This is a genomic window from Pedobacter psychrodurus, assembly GCF_032678585.1.
GTDB lineage: Bacteria > Bacteroidota > Bacteroidia > Sphingobacteriales > Sphingobacteriaceae > Pedobacter > Pedobacter psychrodurus_A.
This window is the reverse complement of sequence record NZ_JAVTSN010000031.1, coordinates 21,565-40,206: the sequence shown is the minus strand read 5'-3', so window position 1 is coordinate 40,206 and position 18,642 is coordinate 21,565. Positions and strand designations below refer to the sequence as shown.

Annotated in this window: 17 protein-coding genes; 9 read left to right on the top strand and 8 right to left on the bottom strand. The window is 39.2% G+C overall.

The genetic code is table 11. From position 1 onward, the window contains the following. Window positions 1–218: 218 nt before the first annotated feature. Both R2S57_RS19310 and R2S57_RS19305 read right to left on the bottom strand, forming a co-directional pair. On the bottom strand, window positions 219–1,520 hold the full coding sequence (locus R2S57_RS19310; RefSeq protein WP_316846579.1) for an HAD-IB family phosphatase: 1,302 nt from the start codon (window positions 1,518–1,520) through the stop codon (window positions 219–221). Beyond that, window positions 1,520–2,482, bottom strand: a complete 963-nt coding sequence (locus R2S57_RS19305) for an NAD-dependent epimerase/dehydratase family protein (protein ID WP_316846578.1) — start codon at window positions 2,480–2,482, stop codon at window positions 1,520–1,522. Before R2S57_RS19305 ends, R2S57_RS19310 begins: the two co-directional genes overlap by 1 nt. 71 nt (window positions 2,483–2,553) lie before the next feature. Between R2S57_RS19305 and R2S57_RS19300 the strand changes: the two genes are divergently transcribed. The 3 genes from R2S57_RS19300 (at window position 2,554) to R2S57_RS19290 (ending at window position 6,302) form a co-directional block, all read left to right on the top strand. After that, on the top strand, window positions 2,554–3,735 hold the full coding sequence (locus tag R2S57_RS19300) for a formimidoylglutamase (protein WP_316846577.1): 1,182 nt from the start codon (window positions 2,554–2,556) through the stop codon (window positions 3,733–3,735). 119 nt (window positions 3,736–3,854) lie between these two features. After that, window positions 3,855–5,015, top strand: a complete 1,161-nt coding sequence (locus R2S57_RS19295) for an ATP-binding protein (protein WP_316846576.1) — start codon at window positions 3,855–3,857, stop codon at window positions 5,013–5,015. Window positions 5,016–5,147: 132 nt separating this feature from the next. Next, window positions 5,148–6,302 (top strand): TlpA disulfide reductase family protein, encoded by a 1,155-nt coding sequence (locus R2S57_RS19290; protein ID WP_316846575.1) that lies wholly within the window; start codon window positions 5,148–5,150, stop codon window positions 6,300–6,302. 80 nt (window positions 6,303–6,382) lie between these two features. On the opposite strand, the gene purD is transcribed toward R2S57_RS19290, so the two are convergent. The 5 genes from purD to dcd all read right to left on the bottom strand — a co-directional run bounded on the left by purD (window position 6,383) and on the right by dcd (window position 13,553). Continuing rightward, window positions 6,383–7,654: a phosphoribosylamine--glycine ligase gene (gene purD / locus R2S57_RS19285; protein WP_316846574.1), complete on the bottom strand. Its 1,272-nt coding sequence runs from the start codon at window positions 7,652–7,654 to the stop codon at window positions 6,383–6,385. Between the two features lie 145 nt (window positions 7,655–7,799). Then, window positions 7,800–8,675, bottom strand: coding sequence for an SDR family oxidoreductase (locus R2S57_RS19280; RefSeq protein ID WP_316846573.1), 876 nt, complete (start codon window positions 8,673–8,675; stop codon window positions 7,800–7,802). A 108-nt stretch (window positions 8,676–8,783) separates the two neighbouring features. After that, window positions 8,784–9,545 carry an enoyl-CoA hydratase/isomerase family protein gene (locus R2S57_RS19275; RefSeq protein WP_316846572.1) on the bottom strand — a complete coding sequence of 254 codons (762 nt, stop codon included), beginning with the start codon at window positions 9,543–9,545 and terminating at the stop codon, window positions 8,784–8,786. Between the two features lie 172 nt (window positions 9,546–9,717). Then, the gene (locus tag R2S57_RS19270; protein WP_316846571.1) at window positions 9,718–12,408 is read right to left on the bottom strand and encodes a TonB-dependent receptor plug domain-containing protein; all 2,691 of its coding nucleotides are present in this window, start codon (window positions 12,406–12,408) and stop codon (window positions 9,718–9,720) included. A gap of 608 nt (window positions 12,409–13,016) precedes the next feature. Beyond that, window positions 13,017–13,553: a dCTP deaminase gene (gene dcd / locus R2S57_RS19265; RefSeq protein ID WP_316846570.1), complete on the bottom strand. Its 537-nt coding sequence runs from the start codon at window positions 13,551–13,553 to the stop codon at window positions 13,017–13,019. Between the two features lie 71 nt (window positions 13,554–13,624). On the opposite strand from dcd, the gene R2S57_RS19260 reads away from it, so the two are divergent. From R2S57_RS19260 to R2S57_RS19235, 6 genes are all read left to right on the top strand, one after another. Further along, window positions 13,625–14,272 carry a 4'-phosphopantetheinyl transferase family protein gene (locus R2S57_RS19260; RefSeq protein WP_316846569.1) on the top strand — a complete coding sequence of 216 codons (648 nt, stop codon included), beginning with the start codon at window positions 13,625–13,627 and terminating at the stop codon, window positions 14,270–14,272. Between the two features lie 12 nt (window positions 14,273–14,284). Further along, entirely contained in the window at window positions 14,285–15,013 is a 729-nt protein-coding gene (gene lipB / locus R2S57_RS19255; RefSeq protein WP_316846568.1) for a lipoyl(octanoyl) transferase LipB, read from the top strand. Then, window positions 15,013–16,071: a serine hydrolase gene (locus tag R2S57_RS19250; protein ID WP_316846567.1), complete on the top strand. Its 1,059-nt coding sequence runs from the start codon at window positions 15,013–15,015 to the stop codon at window positions 16,069–16,071. Before lipB ends, R2S57_RS19250 begins: the two co-directional genes overlap by 1 nt. A gap of 100 nt (window positions 16,072–16,171) precedes the next feature. Then, a complete protein-coding gene (locus R2S57_RS19245) occupies window positions 16,172–16,831 on the top strand; it encodes an SGNH/GDSL hydrolase family protein (RefSeq protein ID WP_316846566.1) in 660 nt (219 codons plus the stop codon). A gap of 95 nt (window positions 16,832–16,926) precedes the next feature. Further along, window positions 16,927–17,436, top strand: a complete 510-nt coding sequence (locus tag R2S57_RS19240) for a DUF5684 domain-containing protein (protein ID WP_316846565.1) — start codon at window positions 16,927–16,929, stop codon at window positions 17,434–17,436. Window positions 17,437–17,442: 6 nt separating this feature from the next. Then, window positions 17,443–17,769, top strand: coding sequence for a DUF2752 domain-containing protein (locus tag R2S57_RS19235; RefSeq protein WP_316846564.1), 327 nt, complete (start codon window positions 17,443–17,445; stop codon window positions 17,767–17,769). On the opposite strand, the gene R2S57_RS19230 is transcribed toward R2S57_RS19235, so the two are convergent. Next, a complete protein-coding gene (locus tag R2S57_RS19230; protein WP_316846563.1) occupies window positions 17,766–18,509 on the bottom strand; it encodes an RDD family protein in 744 nt (247 codons plus the stop codon). The genes R2S57_RS19235 and R2S57_RS19230 overlap by 4 nt on opposite strands. Window positions 18,510–18,642 lie beyond the last annotated feature (133 nt).

Here is an 18,642-nt window from a genome sequence, read left to right as displayed (position 1 = left end):
GCTTTGACAACTTCCTTTCTATTTTATTATTAAAGTTGTCAAAGCTGATCCAAATCGCAAAGAGCGTCAGGCGAGGGGCGGAATAATAAGAAACACATTGTCATTCTGAACGCAGTGAAGAATCTGCAACCAACGAAGCACTGAGCAGACAGCACTTTATGAGAGCAAGTATAAAACACAGAGATTCTTCGTTGCACTCAGAATGACAGCATGAGGACTTAATACAGCACCCTAAACTTTATCGTATGTTCGATCTTTTTAAGCGATTTAAACAACTGTTTATCGTACTGTGCATTAATATCGGTAATGGCATAACCTATTTCGGGGTTAGTCATTAAAAACTGGCTTACAATATTGATATCGTGTTTGGCAAAAACGGTATTAATTTTTGCCATAATACCAGGAACGTTTTTGTGGATATGGATTAAACGATGCGATTTCTCAATTTTTGGCAATTGTAAATTTGGAAAATTGCTGCTCAGATAAGTGGCTCCGGTATTCATAAAATCGGCCACACGTTTTGGTATAAAATCGATATTACGTGGATTGTTCTTGGGATCGTCGAAAACCACAATGCCTTGTTTGGTGCAAACATCCAGATCGATTTTGTTTTTCGCACTCCCTAAATAACCGATAGTTTTCAGCTTTGCTGCATTTTTTAATTGTTCCTTATCTATCTTTTCACCATCAGCCAACAGGATAATTCCTACATCTTTTACATATTTCTCTTCGAAAGAGGTTTTATGACGAATGGATAAACCATCATTTTTCAAGATCGAGATCGTTAAGGGATCAACCTCTCCAATTACCAGACAAAGAATCCTGTTTTTGGGATAAGAAATTGCACGTGGAAGATCGTTTACGTATAAAAATTCGTCGAAACTAGGTGTAACGTGGTCTGCTTTTGAAACGATGCTTTCGCGGGCAATATTCTCGGTAAAGGCAAAAAACTTATTGATGATTCCGCTTTCGCGCAACTGGAAATCCGAATAACCATCTCCGATCCCGAATAGTTCGCCCTCTAGTTTTAAATGACGGAGCAACTTTACTTTACCACCTTCTTCACTTAAAGGATTAGCGTGATCGTAATCAATAATTTTACCGTCGCCTGTGGTTACAAAGGTATTGGCATAAATATTTTCTTTCTTAATGTGATACTGACTTACCACCGGGGTAATAAACTCCTTAAATCCACCAGAAACAATTAAAACTTCGTCGGCATGTTTTTTAAAAAACTCTGCATTACGCGAAAAAGAGGTAGACACTTTCTTTTTTAAATGTTTGATCAGCTGTTTTAAATGCTCTTCATTTGCTTCGAGCAGTTTAACACGCTGTGCCAAACTTTCGGAGAAGGATAGTTTTCCTTCCATGGCAAAATTGGTATAATCTTCAATTTTTTGGAAGATCGCTTCTTTGTCTGGGTGGTTCTTAAGCGAAATTCGGGCAAGTTCATCAAGTGCTTCTACCTGGGTAAAGGTACTATCAAAATCGATGATGTAATAGGCTTTCTGTTTGGGCATTATCTTAAATGTTGGGTAATTTCTTTTATACTTTCGGCAACAGGCTTAAAGGTTATACCTGTTTCCGCTTTTACCTTGTTGTTGTTATAATAGCTTAAAGTTAAACTGCTTTTTGCGGCATCTTTGGTTATGGAAGGTTGTTTACCCGTAAATAATGATGCAAACTTTAAAGCCCGCCAGGCTATTCCCAGCATCCAGGGCTTTGCTTCCTTTGTTGGGGATTTAACGGCAAAACCATGTGCAATTTCGCCGAACAGGTCTTTATAATGATAGTCATCGGCCGAAATAATATAACGTTCTCCCGAAACCTCAGCATCCATCAACAGGACCATTGCTTTGGCTACATCTTCTACATCCACGAAACCTGAGGCACCATCGGTATAAAAAGGAAAACCTCCTTTAACCAATTTAAAAATTGCTCCGCTGCCTTCGAAACCGGCATTTTTACCAATAATTACCGATGGGTTAACGATAAGTGCATCTAAACCTTCGGTTATGCCCCGCCAAACTTCCATTTCGCCCTCATACTTAGACAAGCCGTAAGCATGGGCTTTTGCATCATATTCCCAGAAATCTTTCTCGGTAATTTTATGGCCTTTTTTGGCATTGCCAAGGGCCGCTACAGAGCTTACATGCAATAAACGGCAGTTATTTTCGGCACAAAGGTTTACAATATTCGAAGTACCTTCGATATTCACATGAAAAAGCTGCTTTTTATCTTTGGGGTTAAAGGATACAAATGCGGCACAATGATATACTTTAGTTATGCCTATAAAGGCATCTTCCAACACAGAAGGCTCATTGATATCGGCTACAAACCACTCGATCAATGGATTATCTTTAATCAGTACGGGGATTTTAGATTTCTCCCGCCTCAGCGCCCGCACCGTTAAACCTTTGTCAGTTAACTGCTTAATTAATTCAGATCCTAAAAATCCAGTTCCTCCGGTTACCAGTATCATTTTATTTTTTTCGGGCTATATGTGGAAATACGCATTCAAAAATAGATATTTGAGCCGAGAGTTTTAAATATATGTCATTAACGGATTTCTTTTCCCCAATAAACCCCGATAGTTTTACACCTAGCCAAGGATTTTTCACAAGTCAGCTGGGCTTAAAAGCGCAGATTTACATCGAATCGTTTCCCGATTTTGAGGAGCACACCTACGATCTGGCTATTTTTGGGGTGCTTGATGGAAGAGGTGCGGTAAATAACGAAGGAACTGCCCTCGCTCCAGATTATTTTAGAGAGAAATTTTATAAACTCAACGAGGGTGCTTTTAACAGCAGGATTGTTGATTTAGGCAATATTAAACACGGCGCAACCATTGCCGATACTTATATTGCCATCAAAATGGTGGTTTCAGAACTGATCAAAAAAGACATCATCCCGATTATTATTGGCGGTGGACAGGACTTAACCTACGGCCAGTATTTGGGTTATGAAGATTTAGAGCAAAAGGTAGACCTAGTTGTTATTGATAATCAATTTGATATCGGCGATGATGATAACGAAGGAATTACCACCCGATCGGACTGTTATCTGAATAAAATTTTCCTGCATCAGCCCAATTACCTGTTCAATTTTAGCAATGTGGGTTACCAAACCTATTTTGTTAACCAGGAAAGTTTGAGTGTGATGGATAAGTTATACTTTGATGTGCATCGCCTGGGTGAATTTGCGCAGGACATTACCCTAACAGAGCCTATTATCCGCAATGCAAACATGATCAGCTTTGATATGGGAGCTATCCGCTCTGCGGATGCTGCTGCAAATGCGAATACTACACCAAACGGTTTTGACGGTGAGGAGGCCTGCCGTATTGCCCGTTATGCCGGTATGAATGATAAACTGACCTCAATCGGCTTTTATGAGTTTAATCCTGCCTACGATAACAATGGGCAAACGGCTTTTTTGCTTGCGCAAATGGTATGGTATTTTATGGAAGGATTTTATGCCCGTAAAAAAGATTTTCCACTGACACCGAAATCGCAGTTTATGATTTACCGAACCAGTTTAAAAGACGGTTCAGGCGAAATGATGTTTGTAAAAAGCAAAAAATCAGACCGCTGGTGGATGCAGGTACCTTATCCATCTGGCCAAACAAAAAACGAGCGTTACCACCTTGTACCTTGCAGGTATGATGATTACCAGATGGCTGTTAATGGCGAAATGCCCGATTTGTGGTGGAGAACCTATCAAAAACTAAATTAAAAAGTCTGTGTAATTTCAAAGTAGATGCTGTGTAATTTCAAAGTAGACGCTGTGTAATTTCAAAGTCGCTATTATATATCTTTATATTTTTTTGGTATATTTGAACCAAATAAATAACTATGCAAGAACTAGTTAAAAGAAATATCACTAAACATATCGAAGCTCAAAAAGGTAAGTTTCCGATTATCGCTATTACAGGACCAAGGCAATCGGGAAAAACTACCTTGTTAAAAAATATATTTTCGGATTACAGGTACGTTTCTCTAGAAAACCCTGATGTTAGAGCCTTTGCAACAGAAGATCCAAATGGGTTTTTAAGCGAATATGATGATAAAGTAATTTTTGATGAAGTACAAAGAGCACCCTTGCTCTTTTCTTACCTGCAAAATATTGTTGATGAATTTAAAATAATGGGGCAGTTCATTTTATCGGGCTCACAAAATTTTCATTTAATGCAAGGCATCACACAGAGCCTTGCAGGTAGAGTATCCTTATTTAAACTCTTACCGTTTGATTTATCAGAACTTAAAACTAATGACCTACTAAAAGATTCATTTACAGAAGCCTGTATTAAAGGTTTTTATCCAGCCATTTATGACCGCGACATACAACCGAATGTTTATTTCGCCAATTATATCCAAACTTATGTAGAGAAAGATGTCACTGAACTCTTAAACATTAAAGATTTACGAACGTTTAGAACATTTATTGGCTTATGTGCTAACCAAGCAGGACAGCTACTTAATTTGAGCGCATTGGCTAATGCTTGCAATATATCACAACCAACTGCAAAAAACTGGCTCTCTGTTCTGGAAAGCAGTTATATTATATATCTTTTGCAACCATATCACGAAAACTTCAATAAGCGATTGGTAAAAACACCAAAACTTTACTTTTACGACACAGGCTTATTATGTCATCTCTTAAAAATCAAGAATAGCAAGGCTTTAACAGGAAACAGACTAAAAGGAAACATCTTTGAGAATATGGTGATTGCAGAATTTCAAAAACAAAATTACCACAACAATCTAAATAACGAATATTATTTTTGGCAAGATAGCCATGCCAATGAGGTAGATTTACTTCAGCAAACGGACGATGGCTTCTCCGTATTTGAAGTTAAAGCTTCACAAACCATCACCTCTGAGTTATTTAAAAACTTAGACAAATTTGAGTTAAACGCAAGTCCGCAAAAAGTGGAGAAAACATTAATTTATGGAGGTTTAGAAAACCAAAAACGTAGTCGGTATAAAATATTAAGTTGGAGATCAATAGCGTAATAGATTAGGATAACATACTAACGAACATTGTGCGCTAATAAATAATCTTTCATAATTTTACACAGCTATTTACGTTTTAGCGGTACAGATTTCTATATTTGAAGAACGATTAACTTATCCCAATTATCCCACATGAAAAAAATATTATTATCTGCGATGGCTTTATTGCCACTTGCAGCATTGGCACAAAAGCCATTTACAGTTAATGGCGACATAAAAGGATTAAAAACCGGAAACAAGGTTTATTTAATTTATCAGGGTGATGGTAAAAACATTACCGATTCTGCAACTGTAACAAACGGAGCTTTCGCCTTTAAAGGAACATTATCAAACCCAGCTCAGGGAAGTCTTTTTTTAAATAAAAACCCTTACGTTAACCGTCCGGCACAGGGTGAGAAGTTAGATGCTTTATCACTATATGTGGAGCCTGGAAATATTAAACTGGCCGCAGCAGATTCTTTAAAGAAAGCAACCATTACAGGCTCTGCTGTTAATGATGATGCAGCAAAATTAAAAGCATTAACTAAACCGGTAAGCGATAAACTTGCGGCAATTAATGCAGAATATGCGGCTTACACGCCTGAACAAAAACAAGATAAAGCTGGAATGGCTGCTTTAGGTGCACGTTATGAAAAAGAGGCTGCTGGAATGACCCCATTGTTATTACAATTTGCAAACAGCAACCCAAAATCTTTTATCAGCTTAACTTCAGTTAGCCAATTGGCTTCAGATCCTGATCAGATAGTGGCTGCAGAAAAGGCTTTTAATGGATTGTCGCCAGAATTGAAGACAAGTTCGAATGGTAAAAAAATTGCTCAAATATTCGAAGCTGGAAGAAAAACAGCTGTAGGTGTTATGGCAATGGACTTTACACAACTAGATACTGCCGGAAAACCTGTAAAATTATCTGATTTTAAGGGTAAATATGTTTTGGTAGATTTTTGGGCATCATGGTGTGGCCCTTGTCGTAACGAAAACCCTAACGTAGTGGTTGCCTATAATAAATTTAAAGATAAAGGCTTTACTGTATTGGGCGTTTCATTAGACGGTGGAAATACAAGAACAACTAAAGCAGCATGGGAGAAAGCCATTGATGCGGATAAGTTAACCTGGACGCATGTATCTGACTTAAAAGGATGGAGTAATGAGGTTGCCCAGATGTATGGCATTCAATCTATCCCGGCTAACTTCTTAATTGATCCAACAGGTAAAATTATTGCTAAAGGATTGAGAGAACAAGCTTTACAAGATAAACTTCAGGAATTATTGGGAAGTAAATCTAAATAAGAATTATTTGTTAAAGACACTCAAAAAGAAAGCCCTCAGATCTAGTGATCTGAGGGCTTTCTTTTTTATATAAGATTAGTTTAAACTAAATCGAAACCAATATCTTCTCTGAAATATTTTCCGTCGAAATAAATTCTGCCGGCATCAGCGGTTGCTGATTGTAAAGCGGTAAACAGATCATCTTGTAAACTGGTAATCGCAATTACCCTGCCGCCGTTTGTTTTTACGACATCATTTTCTAAAAGTGTACCAGCATGAAAGGCGTTCGAATGGCGCAGGTTTTCAATTCCGCTGATCGCTTTGCCCTTTAAATAATCACCCGGATAACCACCAGCCACAATCATTACGGTCGCTGCTGTTTTTTCGGAAATCACCAGATTAACTTCATTTAATTTTTTATGCGCTGTAGCTAAAAACAGTTCAACCAGATCGTTTTCCACCCTAGGGATAACACTTTCGGTTTCAGGATCGCCCATCCGCGCATTGTACTCGATCACAAATGGCTCTTCTCCTATTTTTATCAATCCGAAAAAGATGAAACCAGTATAATCAATGTTATCTTTCTTCAGTCCTTCAACTGTTGGTTTAATGATACGCTCTTCTACCTTGGCCAAAAATTCTGGTGTGGCAAATGGAACCGGAGAAACCGAGCCCATACCGCCTGTATTTAAACCGGTATCGTTCTGGCCAATCCTTTTATAATCTTTTGCCGAAGGGAGGGTAACATAGTTTTCTCCATCGGTTAAAATAAATACGGAAAGTTCTATTCCGCTTAAAAATTCTTCGATTACCACTGTTGCACCAGCCGCACCAAATTTACCGCCAAGCATGAGTTTTAATTCTTCCTGAGCCTCAATAGTTTCGGTGCAGATTAATACACCTTTGCCTGCTGCCAAACCATCTGCTTTTAAAACAACTGGTAATGCATGGTTTTGCAAATAAGCTAATCCATCCTCTAAAGTTTCGGGGGTGAAAGATTTTGAAGCCGCAGTAGGAATACTATGGCGCTCCATAAACTGTTTAGAGAAATCTTTACTTCCTTCTAAAATGGCACCTTCTTTTTTAGGTCCGATTACAGGAATGTGCGCAATGGCTTTGTCGGCAAGGAAAAAATCGTGAATACCATTTACTAAAGGTTCTTCTGGCCCTACTACTACCAATTCGATATTTTCGGTAAGTACTACTTTTTTGATCGAATCAAAATCGTTTACATTGATATTGATGTTGGTACCATAAGCTCCTGTACCGCCGTTTCCTGGAGCAATAATCAATTTATCGCAGTGCGAAGACTGGCTCATTTTCCAGGCAAATGCACTTTCTCTGCCGCCTGAACCTAAAAGTAAGATATTCATGTGGGCAAAGATAATAAATGAGGGATGGAAAAGGTAAGATGGCGGATGGAAAATGGAAAAAGATGTATAATTGAGGAGGTAAGATGGAAATGTATTGAGCTATCGGAAAGCTTTCCATCACCCATCATCCGTTTCACCTCTTACATCATTTGGCGCTTCTTGTCATTTGTTCCAGCATATCCCACATTTCGTTGGGGATTGCTTCCAAACCATTCATCTGGCCTGCACCTTGCAACCATTCGCCACCATCAATGGTGATGACTTCTCCATTAATATAGCCTGAGAAATCGCTCACCAGAAATGCGGCTAAATTGGCCAGTTCCTGATGATCGCCCACTCTTTTTAAGGGCACACGGTTTTTAAAATCGAATTTTTTAGCCAAATCGCCAGGCAATAAACGTTCCCAGGCACCTTTAGTTGGAAACGGTCCTGGTGCAATTGCATTGGTACGGATGCCATATTTACCCCACTCTACTGCCAAAGATCTCGTTAAAGCCAAAACACCACCTTTTGCACAGGCCGATGGCACAACATAGGCAGAGCCAGTAAAAGCATAAGTGGTAATGATATTTAAAACGGTTGCAGCTTGTTTCTCCTTGATCCAGTGTTTACCAAAGGTAAGCGTACAGTTCACGGTTCCTTTTAACACAATATCAATAATGGATGAAAATGCATTGGCCGATAAACGCTCTGTTGGCGAAATAAAGTTACCCGCAGCATTGTTTAATAACACGTCAACAGCACCAAATCTTTCTATGGTTTTGGCCAATACGTTTTCTACTTGTGACACTTCTCTCACATCACAGGCCACAGCCAATACCTTACCGCCTGTTTTTTCTTCCATCTCGTCGGCAGTTTTTTGCAGCACGTCCTGTTTGCGACTCGTAATCACTAAGTTTGCCCCTAATTTTAAGAAATAAACACCCATTGCTTTCCCCAGCCCGGTTCCACCACCCGTAATGACAATGGTTTTTCCTTTTAAAGCGTCTTCTCTGAGCATTGGTGAGTTATAACTGAACATAATGTATTGGTTAATCGTTGAAACTGGTTAATTGTTGAGCGTGGTTAATTGGTTAACTGTATAAACTGGTTAATTGTCCATAGCGAATTGCAAACTGCCAATTGAAAACTACTTCCGTTGCAGGTTAGCTAAAATCGTTTTTAAAATATGGCGTGTTGCCGGCGACCACCATTGCGCCAACATTTTTTCTAACGCAGCAGATTGATCGGCCGTTACCGCAGCAATGAGTTCTTCGCGGATATTTAATTTACTCTGCGACCAGGTGTTGCTTTCGAGCTCCATGTATTTTTTAATCTTGCGTTCAGCTGCTGTTAATAAACTTTCGTTTCGTACCAGCTCATCTACCAAACCCACTTTCAAGGCTTCATCAGGGTTATAAAGTTTGCCCGAAAGCAGACTACGCGTAGCTTCTGCTTTTCCGATCCAAAAGCTATATAACTGAAAAATACTGTTCGGAACAATAATCCCTACCGGAACTTCATTTAAACCAATAATATATTGCCCTTCGGCCATCACACGGTAATCGCAGGCCAAAGCCATCACACAGCCACCAGCTGGACTATGCCCACTGATAGCGGCTACCATTGGTTTTTTAAATGAAACCATGTTTGCTGTAAAGCCTAAAAACAACTGCCAGAAAGATTTTGCTTCTTCCTCATTATAGTTATAAAGTTCTACTAAATCGAGTCCGGCAGAAAAGAAAGGAGCCGTTCCCGTTAAAATTACACCGCCAATGTTATCATCGGCGGTGATATTTTTAAGCATGTCATCCAACTCGGTAATCAGCTCGCGGTTTAAGGCGTTCGATTTTCCTCTATCTAATGTTATGGTGGCTAAACGGTCTTTAACACTTACTTTTATTGTATTCATGTTTTAAATAGTATCGAGATTTGAGTATTAGTATCGAGATTCAGGTATTAAGTATCAAGACACAGGTATCGAGTATCAAGATTCAAGTATCGAGTATCAAGACTCGGGTATCAGGACAATTATAACAAATATAATTATGCATGCATACTAATTCAAATTTATCTTTTTTTCCCTATTTAACATCATAAGTATAAACTTTTCTGCCCAAATGCCCCATTGCATCTATTCCTTCGATCACTACACGATAGCTTGCAGGTTCGTCGGCATTATAAAATTCGAACTTGGCTTTTCCTTCTTTATCGGCAACTACCTGTGGATTCCAGTAAATGGTTGTCCTTAAATCAGCTCTGCTGCTTGAACTTTCAGTATCATACTTTGGCGAATAAAATTCTCTGGAGATCGTAAATCCTCTAGGATTAAACGTTACAATTCCCGGAGCATAACGGTTGCTACTTCTACCACCATCGCCACGTTTAGTGGTAATAATGATTACACCGCCGCCACCTTGAGAACCATAAATTGCCGTATTACCGATACTTTTTAACAGTTCGATAGATTCTACATCGCTAGGGGTAACGTTATCCAGAACATCGGCATCCATTTGCATCCCATCCACAATAATACGAATTGGCGTGTCTTGACTACGCATTAAAAATGGTATGTTCCCCCTAAATATTACACCTGGCAAACGGCCCTGCAAACATTGAGATAAGGTAACACAGGTAGATAATTGATCGGCTGTTAATATAAAATCGGCCCTACCGGCACCATTTAGGTTTGATGAATTTTTGGCTGGATTTTTCTTTTCAGTAATGGTTACCTCTTCCAGTTTAATTGTTCGTTCGAGTAAGCCCAAACGTGTCATTTCGTTAAAATAATTATCACTTTCTTTGATATACTTCATCAAGGTATTGTTCACATTAATGTCGATATCGGCACCATTTTTATTTTTGGTTACAATCTGATTGGGAACTACATCAAGGTTAATATCAACAAATTTCCTTTCGGTTTTCGTTCTTGCCTGAACCACAAATTTTGTACTGTCGCCAAAACTCAAGTTATCGAAAACAAATTTTCCTTCGGCATTGGTTACCGTATCCAAAATATACATAGTTCCTTTTGTGGCCATAAGCATTACTTTGCCACCGGGTACGGGTTTATTTCCTTTGGTAATCGTTCCGCTTATCGTAATAGACTGTTCGGGCTGATAGGTAATATTAGGCCCAACATTATTGATGATGTTCTTCCAGATAAACCTTCTCCATCCTTGGGTAAGCATCAGGTTATCGAGCTCTTTTTGTGTTTGAAGATCATTTTTTAAAAAATAATGGTTGGGTTTTTCTACATACCCGATCAAATCTGAAGTAAGCAGTAAAGAAGTGAGAATATTGGTCTCATTATCTTCATCAGGCGCCACTTTAGTGGAATTGGTAACCGCAACAGAGAAGCTGCCTAAAACGGGTTCACCTTCATTTGCTGCATCAAAAGCAAAACCGGCTTTTCCTTTCCTTGCAGATGAAACATCGGAGGAGTTAATTGATAAATCAATTAAGCCAGCTTTATTGTTTACAAAAATTAAACGTTCTGCAATAGGCTGGTTGCTACCCGAAAATAAGGTAAACTGAACAATCCCGGTTGGTAGATTCTTTTTGGGGATATTGGCCACCAAAACCTGCTTATCCATCTTCGCTTTCGAAACATAGTATACGTTTCCGCCATGCTGCGCCACCACCTTTAGTTCTTCACCATTAACCAGATCGGCACTGGCCATAATTTTAAGTACAACTTTGCCGGTATCTAAACTGTTTAACGAAATGGCATAACCACTTTTAGCTGCTACAGGCAGTTTTATGGTTTTCTGCGATCCGTCTTTAAATTTAACTTTAGCAGAATACGATTTTCCTGCCTGGCTATTGAACACCAGGTTGCCCATGCCGAGGTAACCGGTTGTAAAATTGGTGATTTCTGCACCAGCTTCGTCAACAACTACCCCTTCAACATCTTCGCCCTTTCCGGCAGAATTAACGGCTTTAATGGCCACTTTTTGTGGCAATTCTTCAACCAATGTTCCTCCTTCGGGCATAAACTGCACATCTACGTCATTGGAGGTTGCAGTAATCGGGATTGATTTAACCACCTTTTGTTTGTTATCAAGGGTAATAGTGGCTACAATTTTGCCCGATTTATTCTGGAACGATTGGTTATTGGTAAAATTGATTACCGCATCGCCTGTTAAACTGGTTTTAACCTTTCCTTTGGCCACCGAGCGGAAATCCAGCTGAACATCATAACTGATGTCATTTTGGCTATAGGCCACCCCGTTTTTATCTTCGAAGTGCACGGTAGCGGTTACTTTGTCGGTATTGTTCTCTTTTGTAAAATTATAGCTGGTTTTTGTAAAAACTTTGTTAGCCCAGCTATTTCCGATCTTAATTGTTTTGTCGAAGAAGAATTCTGTACCAAAATTGCGCATATAATTGGTGTAGGCCCTGATGCGGTAATTGCCTTCTCCGAGCGAATCGGTCAGCTTAAAATCACCCCACGAAATACCCCCCATCACAGGCAGTTTAACTACTCTTTTAAGCGAATCTTTTTCGTTGATCAGCTCTACATAAAGGATTTTACTAATGCTCGATGGTGCTGAGGTTTTGGTATTCACCACATAAGCTTTGAACCAAATATCGTCTCCAATGGCGTAGTATGGCTTATCTAAATGAAGGTGAACTTTTTCCTGAGGGTATTTGCTGGTGTAATCTTCTAATTTTTGTAAGAGCTGACTAAATGGATCATCGTCCATTTTAAATGCCGTAAAGCCGATCAATAAACAAACAAAGCTGAGTGCGAGAATAATTCTGGGTTTCATGTGGTTAGGTACAATTAAATACGCCTCAAGGTACAAAACCTAAGGCATACTTTTATGAAGTTAGTATGAAAATTCGTTTTACTTCTAAGCTTTTAGTTGATGGTTTCCTTTTACTGCAGGAAAAATTGATATGAATGGTCCCATCATGCTATTGATTGGGAAATGAAGGGTTCGGAACATTTGGTTTTTTCAGCCACGCTTTTGTTTCTGCCGATGAAAAACCGGCATCCACGACAATCGCCCGCCCGCAACGGGCAGGGGTTTAGGTGGCCACTGATGTGGGAATATTAAGGAGATCACCAAACGTTCCTAACGGAACGAAACGCCAATTATACAATTGGCTTACCCACGAGTCGTCCCGATGGGCAATGTCATTAATGAACAGAACATTATTAATTAACCCCCGACTGCACGGGCAGGCGACAGCAGCGGCGGCTCCCGATTTTTTCTATCAGGAGCGGGGCTACAGGCGGACAAAAGAACATGACGCCCGTTTCCAAAACAACTGTTCAGCTTTCGGTTGGCAATTGGCAATTGGCAGTTTAACAATCCCCTAAATATAACATCTACAGTTAACCGATTTAAACAATTAACCGCTTAACCAATCTTTAAAATTTATTCTTCCACATCATGCTTTCTACCGGTCTGGTGGTTTTATTGTTGTATTTGGCGTTGCCTTTGGTATTGTACATGGTTTCGATCTTGCCTTCAACCACAAAATAAATTAATTGACCGATCGGCATACCCGCATAAATTTTTACAGGTTGTGCTACCGATATTTCCAGTGTCCAGGTATTACAAAAACCAACATCACCCTTACCCGCTGTTGCATGGATATCGATCCCTAAGCGACCAGTACTGCTTTTTCCTTCCAAAAATGGAACATGGCCATGCGTTTCGGTATATTCAACCGTTACCCCAAGATATAGCGTGCCCGGATGGAGGATATAGCCATCTTTGGGAATCTCAAAATGCTCAATTTCATTATGTGCCTTAGCATCCAGCACACGGCTTTTATAGGTAGCCAGATATTTCCCCAAATGAACATCATACGAGTTGGTGCCTAAACATTCGCGTTTAAAAGGCTCAATGATGATTGTTCCCTTCTCAATTTCTTCTAATATCCTGCTATCAGATAATATCATTTTTATACGTATTTTTGGCCTAAATTATCATTTATTTAAGATAATTTTGCATGTAATCTCCAATTTAATCAATGCCAATAATTTACAATAAAAATATTGATCAGCATTCTGTTTTAGCAATTTGGAAAATTGAGGAAACCGAGGAAGAATTGTTGGCCGGACTGCAGCTTAAGCAGCATGAACGTGATATCATTTCATCATTAAACAGTGGCAAACGTTTATTGCATTGGTTAAGTACCAGACTGCTGTTGAGAACAATGCTCAACACCACCGAGTATATCGACTGCCAGTTTGATGAACATGGAAAACCTTATCTGGTTAATTTCGACTATCATATTTCGTTAAGCCATTCGTTCGATTATGCCGCCGTTATGATTAGCAAAGATCATCCGGTAGGTGTTGATATTGAACTGATTAAGCATAAAATTAAAAGCATTAAACACAAGTTTTTGAGCGATGTAGAACTTGCCCAAAAGCAGATTGGCGACAATACAGATGGTTTATATGTGGCCTGGTGCGCCAAAGAGGCGATTTACAAATGGCATGGAAAAAAAGGATTGGAGTTTAAACAACATATCCACATCAAACCTTTTAAATTAAAAAACGAAGGTTCTTTAAGTGCAATTGTCGAACTGCCCAATGGCACCCGCGAGCTGGCCGTTAATTATTTTAAAACCAAAGATGGTTATATGCTGGGTTATGTGGCAAGCAACTCTTAAAAAAATACTGAGATGAACGAGATAGTGGAAAAAGTGATTGCAGCAGATTTAATTCCAACCCTATTTACAGATTGGGGTTTAACAGATTATCAGGAAGCCTGGGATAAACAGGAAGATTTATTGAATAAAACGGTGGCCATTAAAACCGAAAACCGCGTAAATAATAGCCATAAACCGACCCCAAACCACCTGGTATTTTGCGAACACCCACATGTATATACTTTGGGCAAAAGCGGGCACCCCGAAAACCTACTATTAGACGAGCAGGGCTTAAAAGATAAACAGGCCACTTATTATAAAATAAACCGTGGTGGAGATATTACCTACCATGGTCCCGGCCAGATTGTAGGTTACCCCATCCTTGATCTTGATAATTTCTTTACGGATATCCATTTATACCTGCGCACACTGGAGGAAGCGGTGATCCTTACCTTAAAAGATTATGGAATCGAAGCTGGCCGTTACCCAGGCTTTACAGGGGTTTGGTTAGATGCCGATAACGAAAAAGCCCGTAAAATTTGTGCCATGGGCGTACGTTGCAGCCGTTGGGTAACCATGCATGGCTTTGCTTTTAATGTAAATGTAGATTTAGAATATTTTAAAAATATTGTTCCCTGTGGTATAGATGATAAAGCAGTAACTTCTTTGGCCAAAGAACTGGGTTATCAACTGGATATGGAAGAAGTAAAAGGGAAATTAAAAAATCACATTGCTGAACTTTTTAAAATGAGGCTGATTTAATGATCAAACAACTGTTGATTTGCTTATTCATCATGATTACAAGCGGAGCTTATGCACAATCCCTGCAAGAGGTAATCACCTTTATAAAGAACAATCCTCAAAAAGCATCCATTGTATTAACGGAGAACGACAAAACCTTACTCAATTTCAATGGCAACCAATTAATGCCTCTGGCCAGTGCGGCAAAAACCATTATTGCCATCGAGTTTGCTAATCAGGTTGAAGCTAAAAAACTCGACCCACAACAAAATGTTCCAGTTAGTGAACTCAATAAATACTACATTCCCTTTACAGATGGTGGCGCACATATAGAATGGCTAAAATCTATCAGGAAGAAGGCAGGGGATGATGTTTCATTATTGCAGATAGCCCAAGGCATGATCAGGTTTAGCTCTAATGCGAATACCGAATACCTTGAGGATTTATTAGGCCTTGAAAATATAAACAGAAACATCAAAACACTAAAACTGAGCCAACATAGTCCCTATTATTATTTTACTGCCGGCGCATTAATGACCTGTTTAAAACCTGAAAAGATTGATGAGCAAACATGGACGGCTCAATTGAAGGCCATGCCGATGAACGAATACAGGAAAAGGTCTGAAATTAATCACCTAAAATTAAAAGCTGATCCGGAATTTATAAAAACCTTCAGTTTCAAAAACCTATCTTCAAAGTTGCAGAAAATATGGTCAGACAGATTGGTGGCCTCAACAGCTGCTGATTATGAGCGCATCATGCAAAAGATCAACAGCAGACATTACTTTAGTACTGGGGTGCAGGATATACTGGATCAGGTAATGGAATGGCCAATGACAAATCCAGGCAACCAGGCCGTTTTTAAACATTTAGGACAGAAAGGCGGATCAACAGCATTTATTTTAACTGATGCTTTTTATGTAACAAACAAAAAAGACTTTAAATTATCCTGTGCATTTTTCTTTAACAACCTTACCGAAAATGAAAAACTGATGATTGAACGCAATTTTGGGATGTTTGAAGCCAGCATTATTACCGATGATGCTTTTAGACAGCAACTGATTAGTGCATTAAAATAAAACTAAGTTTAAGCTTACTTCGTAGATTACAACTATGAAGATTTTATTGAACGTCATTTTATTTTCTTTGCTAACTTCGGGCTGCACAAAACAAACACCCATGTATACCGAACCCACTACTGATAAACCTGTAACCAACCCCTCTACAAAGGGCGATTACACCTATCTGGCACTTGGCGATTCGTATACGATTGGCGAATCCGTTAAACAGGCAGAATCTTTCCCCTATCAACTTCAAAATCTGTTAAAAGCCAAAGGTAAAAATGTAAGCGACCCAAAAATTATCGCGGTTACCGGCTGGACTACCGACGAACTGCAATCGGCCATAAAAAGAGAGGCCTTAACCGGAACCTACAGTTTTGTTACGCTTTTAATCGGGGTAAACAATCAATACCGTGGCTACCCGATAAGCACTTATAAAAAAGAGTTCTCAGAATTGTTACAAACGGCAATTGCTTTTGCCGGTGGTGATAAAAGTAAAGTTTTTGTGGTTTCTATACCCGATTGGGGCGCTACGCCTTTTGGCAAAAACTCAGGCCGAAATCCTCAAACCATTGCTACTGAAATTGATAGCTTTAACGCCGCAAACCAAGAAATAACGCTTGCAGCGGGTGTAAACTATACCAATATTACACCGGCCTCGAGAAATGCCGCAACCGATATTGCACTTGTTGCCAACGATGGACTGCATCCCAGTGGTAAAATGTATGCCGAATGGGCCAATGCGTTATCCACAAAAGTGGATGATGTGTTGAAATAATTTACCTCCTTATTTATTCTGTTTTTAAATTAAAAAATTTACTTTAGTTTAGTTTAACTATTTAAATTAATCACCCTTAAAAACATTAAAAAATTATGAATGAGTATGAAGGAGGCGGGTTAGCCGCAGGCATTGGCGTAGTAGGCGGAATTATTTACCTGGCGATTATTGTATTGGCGATTGCCGGAATGTGGAAAGCGTTCGAAAAAGCTGGGAAACCAGGATGGGCGGCTATTATTCCGATTTACAACATTATTATTTTGCTTGAAATTATTGGCAAACCAATGATCTGGATTTTATGGATGCTGATCCCTTGTGTAAATATTGTCTTCGGAATCTGGGCAACAAACCTATTGAGCAAAAGTTTTGGTAAATCAGAAGGCTTTACCGTTGGTTTATTGATATTTCCATTTATATTCTGGCCAATTTTAGGCTTCGGTCCGGCAACATATTTAGGTCCATCGGCTGCAGAAGCACAAAATGGCGGTTTTGGAAATAATCCTTTCAACAATCCAAATAACCCGTTCAACAGCCCAAACAATCCTTTTAACAAACCAACTGATAATCAGAATACGCCTAACGATACCCCTCCACCGGTAGTTTAAGTCAGGATGTTTATCATATTTATATTTTGCAGCGCAATCAACTTTGTTGATTGGCTGCAAAATCATTTAATCTCCTGCCCATTTAAAGCCTTAACAGGTATCGATTGCCCCGGTTGTGGCTTTCAAAGATCTTTTATCGCGCTTCTACAAGGCGATTTATCAAAAAGCTGGTCGCTTTATCCACCCACCATCCCTTTATTGTTTTTGTTTATCACTACCGCTATACTGTATAAAATCCAGTTGAGGCAGCGTGCACTGCTATTTAAAATCCTGGTTATTGTAGTCGGTAATTTTGTAATGATCAGTTATCTGCACAAAATGTGCTTTAGCTAAACATTCATATTTGCCGTAAGGTGGTTATAATCTTTTAACACCGCTTCTAAAAACTGTAACTCGTTCATCCCGCTGGGAATGGTAACGAAAATATGTTCTTTGGTTTTAGCAGCCATGGTATAAATTAAATCCGCATTCCCGGTTTGATAGTAACCCGTTAACACTTCGTGGATCAGTTCGATATCCCTATCGTTTAAATGCAAAACCTCTTTAAATTGCGGATTGTACTCTTCAGGCAGATTAAAGCTGAAGGCTACATTGGCAAATTCGGTGCGGGGTTTAGTTTTGATCAAGGTTGTTTTGGCCAATATATCGCCCACCCGTTGATGGTTTTTGGTTACTGCTACCGAAACTAAGGCAACAACACCCCAGCCAAAGGGAAAACCAAAATCGATTATCCTGAATATCCACCTGAAAATATACTGACCAAAGGTAGGTTGCGTACCATCAATGCTGATCACCTTGATTTTTAACACTTTTTTGCCGAGGCTCTGTCCGTCCATGGTGATCTCGCAAACCAGATCATAGAAAACAAAAATAGCCAGAAAAATAAAAAAGACAACCATGGATGCATTTCCCGACATACTCATCTGCGCCACGCCCATTAATACCAATCCTATTCCCCCGACAACCACAAAACCAGCCAGATCGATACACCTGGCGGCTATACGCTCGCCAAGACCAGCAATTTCATAATCAATATCAATATTTTGAGCAGTGCTAATTCTGATGCTATCCATATTCAAACATAATTTTTTTTAAAGATAATTGCTGTATATCCCTCCTTAATTTTTTTAACTAAAGTTTCCTTATGTTTTCAGTTTACACTTTCCATCTCTGTATATTTACAAATGCAACGAAAATGATGTTAAT

Coding starts and splice junctions, on each gene's coding strand:
- R2S57_RS19270 (WP_316846571.1), bottom strand. CDS start 12,408: ATGAAACCCAGAATTATTCTCGCACTCAGCTTTGTTTGTTTATTGATC.
- purD (WP_316846574.1), bottom strand. CDS start 7,654: ATGAATATCTTACTTTTAGGTTCAGGCGGCAGAGAAAGTGCATTTGCC.
- R2S57_RS19275 (WP_316846572.1), bottom strand. CDS start 9,545: ATGAATACAATAAAAGTAAGTGTTAAAGACCGTTTAGCCACCATAACA.
- R2S57_RS19310 (WP_316846579.1), bottom strand. CDS start 1,520: ATGCCCAAACAGAAAGCCTATTACATCATCGATTTTGATAGTACCTTT.
- R2S57_RS19305 (WP_316846578.1), bottom strand. CDS start 2,482: ATGATACTGGTAACCGGAGGAACTGGATTTTTAGGATCTGAATTAATT.
- R2S57_RS19300 (WP_316846577.1), top strand. CDS start 2,554: ATGTCATTAACGGATTTCTTTTCCCCAATAAACCCCGATAGTTTTACA.
- R2S57_RS19295 (WP_316846576.1), top strand. CDS start 3,855: ATGCAAGAACTAGTTAAAAGAAATATCACTAAACATATCGAAGCTCAA.
- lipB (WP_316846568.1), top strand. CDS start 14,285: ATGAACGAGATAGTGGAAAAAGTGATTGCAGCAGATTTAATTCCAACC.
- R2S57_RS19280 (WP_316846573.1), bottom strand. CDS start 8,675: ATGTTCAGTTATAACTCACCAATGCTCAGAGAAGACGCTTTAAAAGGA.
- R2S57_RS19240 (WP_316846565.1), top strand. CDS start 16,927: ATGAATGAGTATGAAGGAGGCGGGTTAGCCGCAGGCATTGGCGTAGTA.
- R2S57_RS19250 (WP_316846567.1), top strand. CDS start 15,013: ATGATCAAACAACTGTTGATTTGCTTATTCATCATGATTACAAGCGGA.
- dcd (WP_316846570.1), bottom strand. CDS start 13,553: ATGATATTATCTGATAGCAGGATATTAGAAGAAATTGAGAAGGGAACA.
- R2S57_RS19235 (WP_316846564.1), top strand. CDS start 17,443: ATGTTTATCATATTTATATTTTGCAGCGCAATCAACTTTGTTGATTGG.
- R2S57_RS19260 (WP_316846569.1), top strand. CDS start 13,625: ATGCCAATAATTTACAATAAAAATATTGATCAGCATTCTGTTTTAGCA.
- R2S57_RS19290 (WP_316846575.1), top strand. CDS start 5,148: ATGAAAAAAATATTATTATCTGCGATGGCTTTATTGCCACTTGCAGCA.
- R2S57_RS19245 (WP_316846566.1), top strand. CDS start 16,172: ATGTATACCGAACCCACTACTGATAAACCTGTAACCAACCCCTCTACA.
- R2S57_RS19230 (WP_316846563.1), bottom strand. CDS start 18,509: ATGGATAGCATCAGAATTAGCACTGCTCAAAATATTGATATTGATTAT.